This window comes from Bacillus sp. PS196, assembly GCF_037963555.1.
Classification (GTDB): Bacteria; Bacillota; Bacilli; order Bacillales; family Bacillaceae; genus Bacillus; species Bacillus subtilis.
Genome location: NZ_CP150159.1, coordinates 1,991,519 through 2,003,385, shown reverse-complemented (window position 1 = coordinate 2,003,385; position 11,867 = coordinate 1,991,519). Strand labels below are relative to the sequence as shown.

General features: G+C 45.4%; 11 protein-coding genes and 1 pseudogene. All 12 read left to right on the top strand.

Annotated features, from left to right (window positions below; translation table 11 throughout):
• Positions 1-91 precede the first annotated feature (91 nt).
• The 12 genes and pseudogenes from NST79_RS10290 to nrnB all read left to right on the top strand — a co-directional run bounded on the left by NST79_RS10290 (position 92) and on the right by nrnB (position 11,855).
• Entirely contained in the window at positions 92-484 is a 393-nt protein-coding gene (locus tag NST79_RS10290; protein ID WP_014476970.1) for a DUF1360 domain-containing protein, read from the top strand.
• A gap of 135 nt (positions 485-619) precedes the next feature.
• Entirely contained in the window at positions 620-2,152 is a 1,533-nt protein-coding gene (locus NST79_RS10285; protein ID WP_212060955.1) for a glycoside hydrolase family 10 protein, read from the top strand.
• A gap of 104 nt (positions 2,153-2,256) precedes the next feature.
• On the top strand, positions 2,257-2,424 hold the full coding sequence (locus NST79_RS10280; protein ID WP_032729029.1) for a hypothetical protein: 168 nt from the start codon (positions 2,257-2,259) through the stop codon (positions 2,422-2,424).
• Positions 2,414-2,717 (top strand): annotated as a pseudogene (locus NST79_RS10275) (DUF5367 family protein). Before NST79_RS10280 ends, NST79_RS10275 begins: the two are co-directional and overlap by 11 nt.
• A 90-nt stretch (positions 2,718-2,807) precedes the next feature.
• Positions 2,808-3,950, top strand: coding sequence for an acyl-CoA dehydrogenase family protein (locus NST79_RS10270; protein WP_212060958.1), 1,143 nt, complete (start codon positions 2,808-2,810; stop codon positions 3,948-3,950).
• Between the two features lie 43 nt (positions 3,951-3,993).
• The gene (locus tag NST79_RS10265; RefSeq protein WP_015251986.1) at positions 3,994-5,643 is read left to right on the top strand and encodes an AMP-binding protein; all 1,650 of its coding nucleotides are present in this window, start codon (positions 3,994-3,996) and stop codon (positions 5,641-5,643) included.
• A gap of 9 nt (positions 5,644-5,652) precedes the next feature.
• On the top strand, positions 5,653-6,987 hold the full coding sequence (locus NST79_RS10260) for an acetyl-CoA carboxylase biotin carboxylase subunit (protein WP_212060961.1): 1,335 nt from the start codon (positions 5,653-5,655) through the stop codon (positions 6,985-6,987).
• A 14-nt stretch (positions 6,988-7,001) separates the two neighbouring features.
• The gene (locus NST79_RS10255) at positions 7,002-7,223 is read left to right on the top strand and encodes an acetyl-CoA carboxylase biotin carboxyl carrier protein subunit (protein ID WP_003245519.1); all 222 of its coding nucleotides are present in this window, start codon (positions 7,002-7,004) and stop codon (positions 7,221-7,223) included.
• A gap of 14 nt (positions 7,224-7,237) precedes the next feature.
• Positions 7,238-8,137, top strand: coding sequence for a hydroxymethylglutaryl-CoA lyase (gene ldeG / locus NST79_RS10250; RefSeq protein ID WP_088326132.1), 900 nt, complete (start codon positions 7,238-7,240; stop codon positions 8,135-8,137).
• 20 nt (positions 8,138-8,157) lie between these two features.
• Positions 8,158-8,940, top strand: coding sequence for an enoyl-CoA hydratase (locus NST79_RS10245; RefSeq protein ID WP_070549077.1), 783 nt, complete (start codon positions 8,158-8,160; stop codon positions 8,938-8,940).
• 10 nt (positions 8,941-8,950) lie between these two features.
• The gene (locus tag NST79_RS10240) at positions 8,951-10,486 is read left to right on the top strand and encodes an acyl-CoA carboxylase subunit beta (RefSeq protein WP_212060963.1); all 1,536 of its coding nucleotides are present in this window, start codon (positions 8,951-8,953) and stop codon (positions 10,484-10,486) included.
• Between the two features lie 169 nt (positions 10,487-10,655).
• Entirely contained in the window at positions 10,656-11,855 is a 1,200-nt protein-coding gene (gene nrnB, locus NST79_RS10235) for a DHH family phosphoesterase (protein ID WP_212060966.1), read from the top strand.
• Positions 11,856-11,867 lie beyond the last annotated feature (12 nt).

The following is an 11,867-nucleotide window of genomic DNA, read 5'->3' as shown; positions in this document are numbered from 1 at the left end:
GAGGCATTCTCTGTCCGCTTCTTTTTGTATCAAAGAATGGATCGATGACACTAGGGAATGATAACATCATCCTTTTTCTTGGAGGCTTGTCATGGATCATCTATCTTTTCTTACGTTTATCATGCTGATTCTAGCCAGTTACAGGCTGACACATTTGATTGTATTCGACAAAATCACAGAATTTATCCGAAAACCTTTTATGAAAAAGAAAAGGATTGTTGATCAAAACGGGCATGTAGATGAAAAAAGCGTGCCGGCTTCTAACTTTGGATACATGCTCAATTGCTACTGGTGTGCCGGTGTTTGGTGTGCCATCTTGATCGGACTTGGCTATCTATTTTTGCCTCGTATTGCAATACCGCTGATCTTTATTTTAGCCATTGCCGGAGCACAAGCGATCCTTGAAACGGCTGTCGGTGTCGGCGTAAAACTTATTGACGTGTTAAAAAGTCTGCAAACCATGATGAATGATAAAAAGTCCTAAAAGCGGTTCACAACATGCTTTAGGACTTTTTTCGTTTATTTAGTGAGATAGACATTCTGTTAATCACCCTTTTATAGCCCGGGAATACCGTAATAGCGAATAGTGAAAGTGATGTAATGGGGGAGAAGAAACAGAATGAAGGTTTGCCAAAAGTCGATTGTCCGTTTCCTTGTCAGCTTGATCATCGGAACGTTTGTCATTTCCGTTCCGTTTATGGCCAATGCGCAGTCTGACAGGGAGCTGAGAGCCGTATGGATTGCTTCCGTATTAAATATTGATTGGCCGTCCAAAAAAGGGTTAACTGTGAAAGAGCAAAAACAGGAGTATATCAAACTGCTGGACGATGTGCAGAAAATGGGAATGAATGCCGTTATTGTTCAGATTAAACCGACGGCTGATGCCTTTTATCCGTCAGCTTACGGGCCTTGGTCGGAATACTTAACCGGTGTCCAAGGGAAGGACCCGGGCTATGATCCTCTTGCATTTATGATTGAAGAAACCCATAAACGAAATTTGGAATTTCACGCGTGGTTTAACCCTTACCGTATTACAATGAATCATACAGATCTTAATAAATTGTCTGAGAGTCACCCGGCAAGAAAACATCCAGATTGGGTTGCCGCCTACGGAAACCAGCTGTATTATCATCCAGGCATTCCAGAAGCGAGAGATTTTATCGTCAAAGGCATTGAAGAAGTCGTAAAACATTATGATATCGATGCTGTTCATATGGATGATTATTTTTACCCTTATAAAATAGCAGGACAGGAATTTCCTGATCAAGCACAGTATGAACAATACGGAAAAGACGCTTTTTCTAATATCGATGACTGGCGGCGGGACAATGTGAACCAGCTTGTCAAACAAATCAACCAAACAATTAAAGCTGCAAAACCGTATGTCAAATTCGGCATCAGTCCCTTTGGAGTATGGAGAAACGCCGCAGATGACCCGACCGGATCGAATACAAAAGCAGGCGTCAGAAATTATGACGATCTATATGCAGACACAAGGCATTGGATCCAAGAAGGCGACATCGATTATATTGCTCCGCAAATTTATTGGAGTATCGGCTTTAACGCAGCGGCTTACGACGTGCTGGCTGATTGGTGGAGCAATGAAGTCAAAAATAGGCCTGTTCACTTATATATTGGCCAGGCAGCATATAAAATCAATAACAATTTTGATCCGCCTTGGTCCGACCCTGAGGAATATGTGCGGCAAATCACTTTGAACCGCCAGCTTGAACTGGTGAAAGGAAGCATGCATTTCAGCCTCAAGGACCTCAACAAAAATCCGCTTGGCATCAAAGAAAGGCTCAGCACTGATCTTTACAGCAAGCCTGCACTGGTTCCGCAAATGCCTTGGCTGGACAGTACCGCCCCAAAAAAACCGAAGCTTACGAAAGTCACCGAAGACAAAAACGGCAATCTTCTGCAGATTAAAGATCACCCATCAAATCAAAAAACGAAAGAAACAGCCTATTATGCGATATACAGAGCCGAAGGGAAAAAGCAGAGAACATTGCTGGCAACGCAAAGAAAAACACATGAGCAGCAAACCTTCTTAGATAACACGGCAGATCCCAACAAGAAATATACGTATTATGTCACTTCAGCAGACCGGCTTCATAACGAAAGCAAAGCTTCCAAACGAACAACAAAATAAGAAATGAGAAGGACGGCTTTCTAAGTCGTCTTTTTTAGTGATTTTGGAGACAGGAAACGATGGTAAACCGCTGTATTTTTTTAAAAAACAAAGGTGAGATTCACATGAATATGGAGGCGGTGTTTGGACATTTTCCATTATTGGAATCTGAGAAACTAGTACTAAGTAAAATCGAAGAGAAACACGTACAGGACGTGTTTTACGTTTTCATTTCTAGTCTGGTTAGGTGCCACATTATTTTTTGTGCTGTTCGGAGATGCTGTGTTGACTGATCCGGCTGAAGAAGCCTTTTTGCCGAACTTTCTTCTCTTGGGAGCGGGCACTGCTCTAGTTTTATGCCTTGTGTTCTTTCTCTATCAAAAACTCGATCAATCACAGTTCGCGGTGATCAAGCTATATATGGGGATCAGCGGTCGGTTTATTGATGGATACGATTTCCCTTTGGAATCTTCCCCTCATCTTCCCGGCTTTATCAAAGGGCCAAGTTATTGCGTTTACGATATGGATGGTATGCGCCTACTGCATGTATTTGCTCATCCCGCTGATATTATCACATAAAAAATGATTCAGTTTTAATTTTCAGACTTTTCTTGTCAGGGAATGATTATAGAACTCGCCTAATAGGATGTTACAAAGATGTGAAGGAGGAAACGATGTGAATTTTGAGCTGACAAAAGAACAACAAATGGTGCGTGAAATGGTAAAAGATTTTGCGAAAAAAGAAATTGCTCCTCACGCTGAACATGTAGATCAAACAGGCGAGTTCCCGATGCATACATTTAAAAAAATGGGTGAACTCGGTCTGATGGGTATTCCATTTCCAGAAGAATACGGCGGATCTGGCGGTGATACGATTTCATATGCCTTAGCGGTTGAAGAAGTCGGCAAAGCCTGCGGCAGTACTGGATTAAGCTATGCTGCAGCGGTCTCGCTAGGCGCAAGCCCTCTTTACTACTTCGGAACAGAAGAGCAAAAACAGACGCATTTGACGCCGCTGGCTTCAGGCACAGCACTCGGATCATTCGGCCTGACGGAGCCAAATGCCGGCTCAGATGCAGGAGGCACTCAAACAAAAGCGATTTCAAATGGTGACGAGTATGTAATCAACGGCGAAAAGTGCTGGATCACTAATGCAAGCTACGCACGCACAGTTATTGTAACCGCCGTAACAGGCAAAAACAAAGACGGAAAAAACATCATCTCCGCATTAATCGTGCCAACTGACACACCAGGACTTACGATTACGAGCCCGTACGATAAAATGGGCGTCCGCGGTTCGAATACAGCGGAAATTTTGCTTGAGGATGTAAGAGTGCCTGCGGCCAACTTACTTGGCGATCCAACAAAAGGGTTTAAACAGTTTCTATATACGCTGGACGGAGGGCGAATCTCCATCGCTGCTCTTGCAGTCGGCATTGCCCAAGCGGCCCTTGATGCATCATTGGCATATGCGAAAGAACGAAAGCAGTTTGGACAGCCGATTTCTTCCTTTCAAGCGATTCAATTTAAGCTTGCTGACATGGCGATGGAAATTGATCTGGCACGGCAAATGGTGTTAAAAGCCGCCTGGCTGAAAGACCATAACCACCCGTTCACCAAAGAAGCGGCGTACGCCAAGCTATTCGCATCTGAAATGGCGACAAGAGCTTGCAATCAAGCCATTCAAATCCATGGAGGTTCAGGCTATATGAAAGAGTATGGGGTGGAACGGATGCTACGGGACGCAAAATTAATGGAAATCGGTGAAGGCACATCTGAAATTCAGCGTCTCGTGATCGCCAGACAGCTTTTAAAATAAAAATGTAAACGCTTTCCTATCATTAAGAAAGGAGGAACAATGAATGGCTGAACTCATCCATTCCACAATCGGCAGGCTGCTGGAACAAACAGCTGATGCGTATCCCGATCGAGATGCTGTTGTGTATCCAGACCGAAATATCCGCTATACGTACGCCCAATTTGACAGTCTGTGCCGTCAAACCGCTAAAGGTCTTATGCGGATGGGGATTGGAAAAGGAGACCACGTCGCCATATGGGCTTCTAATATCCCTGAATGGCTTGCCGTCCAGTTCGCAACTGCGAAGATCGGAGCCGTGCTCGTAACCGTCAATACCAATTATCAAGCACACGAGCTGGACTACTTGTTAAAGCAATCGGATGCCGCCGCGCTTATTATCATGGATTCATACAGGGGCACTTCTTATCCAGACATCGTGAGCAGTTTAATTCCAGAACTGCAAGAAGCAAAGCCCGGCCAACTGAAATCTGAACGCTATCCCTTTTTAAAAACGCTAATCTATATTGGCAATAAACGGTTGCCTGGCATGTATCATTGGGACGATACAGAGAGATTGGCGAAAACAGTGACAGATGCTGAGCTTGAAGAGAGAATGAACAGCCTGGATAAAGACGATGTGATTAATATGCAATACACATCAGGAACGACAGGGTTTCCAAAAGGCGTGATGCTGACCCATTTCAATGTCATCAATAACGCTGCTAATATCGCTGAATGTATGGCTTTAACCTCTCAAGACCGCATGTGTATCCCGGTTCCGTTTTTTCACTGCTTTGGATGCGTCCTTGGGGTTTTGGCATGTGTATCCGTCGGGGCAGCCATGATACCCGTGCAAGAATTTGATCCCGTTACCGTCCTTAAAACGGTAGAAAAAGAGAAATGCACAGCGCTCCATGGTGTGCCTACCATGTTTATCGCCGAGCTGCATCATCCGGATTTTGATGCATATGATCTATCGACGCTCCGAACAGGAATCATGGCCGGCTCTCCCTGCCCAAGTGAAGTGATGAAAGCTGTGATTGAAAGAATGGGCATGAAAGACATTACGATCGCCTATGGACAAACCGAAGCCTCGCCAGTCATTACGCAAACGAGAGCAAATGATTCCTTCATAAGAAGAGTCGAAACAACCGGCCGCGCCCTGCCACATACTGAGGTGAAAATTGTAGAACCTGGGACATGTCAAGAAGTTCAAAGAGGCATGCAGGGAGAACTGTGCACCCGTGGCTATCACGTCATGAAAGGCTATTATAAAGACAAAGATGCGACCAGAAAAGCAATCAATCATGACGGATGGCTGTTTACCGGAGATCTTGCTGTCATGGACGAAGACGGGTACTGCCGCATCACCGGAAGATTAAAAGATATGCTCATCAGAGGCGGCGAGAACATTTATCCGCGGGAAATTGAAGAATTTTTATACCGGCATCCCGCTATTTTAGATGTACAGGTCGTTGGTGTGCCTGACGCCAAATTCGGGGAGGAAGCTGCAGCCTGGATTAAACTGAAAGACGGTAAAAGCGTTTCACCTGATGAGCTTAAAGCCTATTGCAAAGGGAAAATCGCCCGCCACAAAATTCCGCGTTATGTTATTTTTACGGATGACTATCCGATGACGGCCTCAGGCAAAATTCAAAAATATAAACTGCGAGAAAAAACGATTGAAATGTTCAACCTATCATCAAGTCAATGAGGTGAAATCATGTTTACAAAAGTACTGATCGCCAACCGCGGAGAAATTGCAATGAGAATTATCCGAACATGCAGCCGTCTCGGCATTAAAACGGTCGCGGTTTATTCAGAAGCAGACAAGGACGCGCTCCATACAAAAGCCGCTACAGAGGCTTATTTGATCGGAGAATCGAGAGTCAGTGAAAGTTATTTAAATATAGAGAGAATCATAAAGACGGCGAAAAAAGCAAATGCCGACGCGATCCACCCGGGATATGGATTGTTATCAGAAAACAGCCGGTTCGCTGAACGCTGCAAGCAAGAAAACATCGTGTTTATCGGACCTTCCCCTGATATCATCGCAAAGATGGGCAGCAAAATTGAAGCGCGAAAAGCAATGGAGGCTGCAGGTGTCCCTGTGGTGCCGGGCGTTTCTGAATCCCTCGGAGATATAGAGGCAGCCTGCCGCACCGCAAGTCAAATCGGCTATCCTGTCATGCTGAAAGCTTCAGCGGGCGGAGGCGGCATCGGAATGCAGCGTGTTGAAAATGAAGAAGCATTAAAAAAAGCGTACGAGGGAAACAAAAAGCGCGCAGCAGATTTTTTCGGTGACGGGTCTATGTATATAGAAAAAGTTATTGAACATGCGCGCCACATCGAGGTTCAGCTTTTGGCCGATCAACACGGCCATACAGTACATCTGTTTGAACGTGATTGCTCTGTTCAGAGGCGCCACCAAAAAGTCATTGAAGAAGCACCGTCTCCATTTGTAGACGATGAACTAAGAATGAAGATCGGTCAAACAGCGGTAAAAGCAGCGAAGGCAATCGGCTATACGAACGCAGGCACCATCGAATTTATAGTTGACCAGAAACAAAATTTTTATTTCCTCGAAATGAATACGAGACTGCAAGTTGAACACCCCGTGACTGAAGAAATAACAGGCCTGGACTTAGTTGAGCAGCAGCTGCGGATTGCTGCGGGCCATACACTCACATTCTCCCAAAAAGACATCAAACGGAACGGGCATGCGATAGAGGTTCGAATATACGCGGAAGATCCCAAGACCTTCTTCCCGTCACCAGGTACGATCACTGCGTTTTCACTTCCTGACCAAAAAGGAGTCAGACACGAATGTGCGGTAGCAAAAGACAGCACCGTTACCCCTTTTTATGACCCGATGATCGCTAAGATGATTGTCAAAGGCCAAACCAGAACAGAAGCAATTGAAAAACTAGAGACAGCGCTTCGCGACTATCGTGTAGAGGGAATCAAAACAAACCTTCCGCTTCTCATACAGGCTGCGGCAACAAAGGCATTTAAAGAAGGGGATGTCACGACTGACTTTTTGAAACAACACCTATAAAGGAGGCAGTTGTCATGACGGTTAGCATACAAATGGCAGGAAACCTGTGGAAAGTCCACGTCAAAGCCGGCGACCAAATCGAAAAGGGCCAGGAGGTAGCCATTTTGGAATCGATGAAAATGGAAATCCCGATCGTTGCAGATAGAAGCGGAATCGTAAAAGAAGTCAAAAAAAAGGAAGGCGACTTTGTAAATGAAGGAGACGTACTGCTCGAACTGAGCAATTCCACTCAATAATTTGGAGGAAGACCATGCCATATCCTAAAAAAGTGACAATCAAAGAAGTCGGCCCGCGTGATGGCTTACAAAACGAGCCCGTTTGGATCGCAACAGAGGATAAAATAACCTGGATCAACCAGCTTTCCCGGACAGGGCTGTCGTATATTGAAATCACATCCTTCGTTCACCCGAAATGGATTCCGGCGCTTCGAGATGCTATCGATGTAGCAAAAGGCATCGACCGTTTAAAAGGGGTAACGTACGCGGCACTTGTCCCGAATCAAAGAGGACTGGAGAATGCACTTGAAGGAGGCATTAACGAGGCTTGCGTTTTTATGTCCGCCAGCGAGACGCACAACAGAAAAAACATCAATAAATCCACTTCTGAATCCCTTCATATACTCAAACAAGTAAACAACGACGCACAAAAAGCAAACCTCACAACAAGAGCCTACCTCTCGACTGTTTTCGGCTGTCCGTACGAAAAAGATGTCCCCATTGAACAAGTCATTCGCCTTTCAGAAGCTCTATTTGAATTTGGGATTTCTGAACTGTCGCTTGGAGATACGATTGGAGCGGCTAATCCCGCCCAAGTGGAAACTGTACTTGAAGCTCTTTTGGCACGATTCCCGGCTAATCAAATTGCCCTGCATTTTCATGATACGAGAGGAACCGCTCTGGCCAACATGGTCACAGCACTCCAAATGGGCATCACGGTGTTCGACGGCTCGGCAGGCGGGCTTGGGGGATGCCCATATGCGCCAGGTTCATCAGGAAACGCCGCAACTGAGGATATCGTGTACATGCTTGAACAGATGGATATCAAAACAAATGTAAAGCTCGAAAAACTGCTATCTGCGGCCAAATGGATTGAAGAAAAAATGGGCAAACCGCTGCCGAGCAGAAATTTACAGGTGTTTAAATCATCTTGATAAAAGGGAGGACGCATACAATGGGAGATTCTATTCTTTTTACTGTTAAAAATGAACATATTGCGTTGATCACCTTAAACAGGCCTCAGGCAGCAAATGCTCTTTCAGCGGAAATGCTTAGAAACCTGCAAATGATTATCCAGGAAATTGAATTTAACTCAAACATCCGTTGCGTCATCCTCACAGGCACCGGTGAAAAAGCGTTTTGTGCAGGGGCAGACCTAAAGGAACGGATAAAACTGAAAGAAGATCAGGTTCTGGAAAGTGTATCTCTCATTCAAAGAACGGCGGCTTTACTTGATGCCTTGCCGCAGCCGGTCATAGCTGCGATAAATGGAAGCGCATTAGGCGGCGGACTAGAATTGGCATTGGCATGCGACCTTCGAATCGCAACTGAATCAGCTGTGCTGGGACTTCCGGAAACAGGGTTAGCTATTATCCCGGGCGCTGGAGGGACCCAAAGGCTGCCCCGGCTGATTGGCAGAGGAAAAGCAAAAGAATTCATTTATACAGGCAGACGCGTGACCGCACACGAAGCAAAAGAAATCGGTCTTGTAGAGCATGTCACGGCTCCTTGTGACCTTATGCCAAAAGCAGAGGAACTGGCCGCAGCCATTTCTGCCAACGGACCGATCGCTGTCCGTCAGGCTAAATTTGCAATCAATAAAGGATTGGAGACAGATCTCGCTACAGGCCTTGCGATTGAACAAAAAGCGTATGAACAAACCATCCCGACAAAAGACAGGAGAGAAGGGCTTCAGGCCTTTCAAGAAAAAAGACGGGCCGTATACAAGGGAATATAAAAGGGAGGCAATGCTGATGGATTATGAAAAGGAACGAACAGAACGGGCTGAACGGATTCGAAAAGGCGGAGCGGAAAAGTATCATCAAAGCAATCGGGAAAAAGGCAAGCTCTTTGTCAGAGAGCGACTTTCCCTTCTCTTTGACGATGACATTGAGCTAGAAGACGCTTTTTTTGCGGAATGTATGTCAGACGGGCTTCCCGCTGACGGAGTTGTAACCGCTATCGGCAAAATCGGCGTCCAAACTGTTTGCGTCATGGCGAATGATTCAACAGTGAAAGCGGGGTCATGGGGGGCTAAAACAGTTGAAAAAATCATCAGAATTCAAGAAACCGCCGAAAAATTAAACTGTCCGCTCATTTATTTAGTCGATTCGGCAGGCGCCCGAATTACCGACCAAATCAATGTCTTTCCAGGGAGACGCGGTGCAGGAAGAATTTTTTACAATCAAGTCAAATTATCGGGACGCATTCCGCAAATCTGTCTGCTTTTCGGACCATCTGCAGCAGGTGGCGCTTATATTCCGGCCTTCTGTGATATCGTCGTTATGGTAGACGGTAACGCCTCCATGTATTTAGGCTCGCCAAGGATGGCGGAAATGGTTATTGGCGAAAAAGTGTCTCTTGAAGAAATGGGTGGCGCCCGTATGCATTGCTCAATCTCCGGCTGCGGAGATATTCTTGCAGAAACTGAAGAAGAAGCCATACAGCTGGCGCGGGCTTATTTGTCTTACTTTCCGGCAAATTTTCAAGAAAAAGCGCCCATTCATAAGAAACGCCCGCCAAAACACTTCGACACTCCGCTTGCCGACGTCATTCCGCAAAATCAAAACGCACCTTTTGATATGCATGAGCTGATTGAGCGGGTCATAGATGAAGACTCATTTTTTGAGATCAAAGCCTTATTTGCACCGGAATTATTGACGGGCCTCGCACGAATCCACGGACAGCCTATCGGCATTGTTGCAAACCAGCCGAAGGTAAAAGGAGGCGTCTTATTCCACGATTCAGCAGACAAAGCGGCTAAGTTCATTACCTTATGTGACGCTTTTCATATCCCATTGCTGTTCTTAGCCGATATCCCCGGTTTTATGATTGGCACAAAAGTAGAACAGGCTGGGATTATCAGACACGGAGCGAAAATGATTTCTGCGATGTCGGAGGCAACTGTTCCAAAACTCTCTGTCATTGTCCGAAAAGCTTACGGGGCGGGGTTGTATGCAATGGCAGGGCCGGCATTTGAACCGGATTGCTGTCTAGCGCTCCCAACCGCCCAAATCGCCGTCATGGGCCCTGAGGCAGCTGTAAACGCTGTCTACGCTAAAAAAATCGCCGAGCTGCCAGAAGAAGAGAGAGCCGCATTTATCAGCAGCAAACGGGAGGAATACAAAGAGGACATCAATATCTACCGTCTGGCTTCAGAAATGATCATTGATGCTGTTATCCCAGCCAATTCGCTGCGTGATGAGCTGGCCAAACGGCTCAAGGCATACATGACAAAGGAAATGACATTTACCAATCGAAAGCATCCGGTTTATCCAGTGTAAAAGCAAGAACTTAGGAGCGCAAAAAAAGCGCTCCTTTATATATTTACAATAACAACATTATGTAAACTAATTACCATTGCATAAAACGCTTGGTTTTTTAGAATAGTAAATAAAGGCTGCCGCACCTCTAGCGGCAATTGTCAGTTTATCATAAAAAGGGGCCCACATTATGTATCATTTATATTCACATAACGACTTGGACGGAGTAGGATGCGGAATCGTAGCAAAATTGGCGTTCGGAAAAGACGTAGAGGTCCGGTATAACTCTGTCAACGGCTTAAACGCACAGGTGCAGTACTTTTTAGAAAAAGCGAAGGAGAGCAACAGACAGGACGCGTTATTCATCACCGATCTCGCCGTCAATGAAGAAAACGAAGAGAGATTGAATGAGTATGTTCATGCAGGGGGCAAAGTGAAGCTCATTGACCATCATAAAACAGCCCTTCATTTGAATGAGCATGAATGGGGATTTGTCCAGGTGGAATACGATGATGGAAGGCTCACATCCGCGACATCGCTTTTATATGGCTATCTCGTTGAAAATGGCTTCATGAAACCGACAAACGCCTTAGATCAATTCACAGAGCTCGTCCGCCAATACGATACATGGGAGTGGGAGCGGTACGATCAAAAACAGGCGAAGCGGCTTAATGATCTTTTCTTTTTGCTGTCAATCGATGAATTTGAAGCAAAAATGATCCAGCGCCTTTCCGCGCATGACGAATTTTTCTTCGATGATTTTGAAGAAAAACTGCTTGATTTAGAAGACGAAAAAATCGAGCGCTACCTCCGCAGAAAGAAAAGGGAAATGGTACAAACCTTTGTTCACGAACACTGTGTAGGCATCGTTCACGCTGAATCGTACCATTCAGAGCTGGGGAACAGGCTAGGGAAAGATAACCCGCACCTCGATTACATTGCGATTTTGAGCATGGGGTCAAAACGAGTCAGTCTCCGCACCATTCATGATCACATCGATGTGTCAGAAATCGCCGGCCGATATGGCGGCGGAGGGCATGCAAAAGCGTCCGGCTGTTCAATAACCGATGAAGTATTCGAGTTGTTTGTAGCTGAAGCTTTCCGCATTGATCCTGTACGGCCGGATGCTTTCCGTAACATCTATAATCTAAAGGGATCTGCGAATGGATCATTATATGAAAATCGAGCACAAATGAGATTTTTTCTTTTCCCTTTAGACAACGAATGGAATATTCAAATTAACGGAGAAACCCAAGACGAAACATTCGCAGCGTTTGAAGAGGCAGAATGGTTTATTAAGAGAAATTATGCCGCATCGCTCGTGCGGGATGAAGTGTTTGTCGCATTTTTAGCGGAGAATCTGAAGCTGGCAAATCAACATCGCAAGTAAAAAAATATGCAT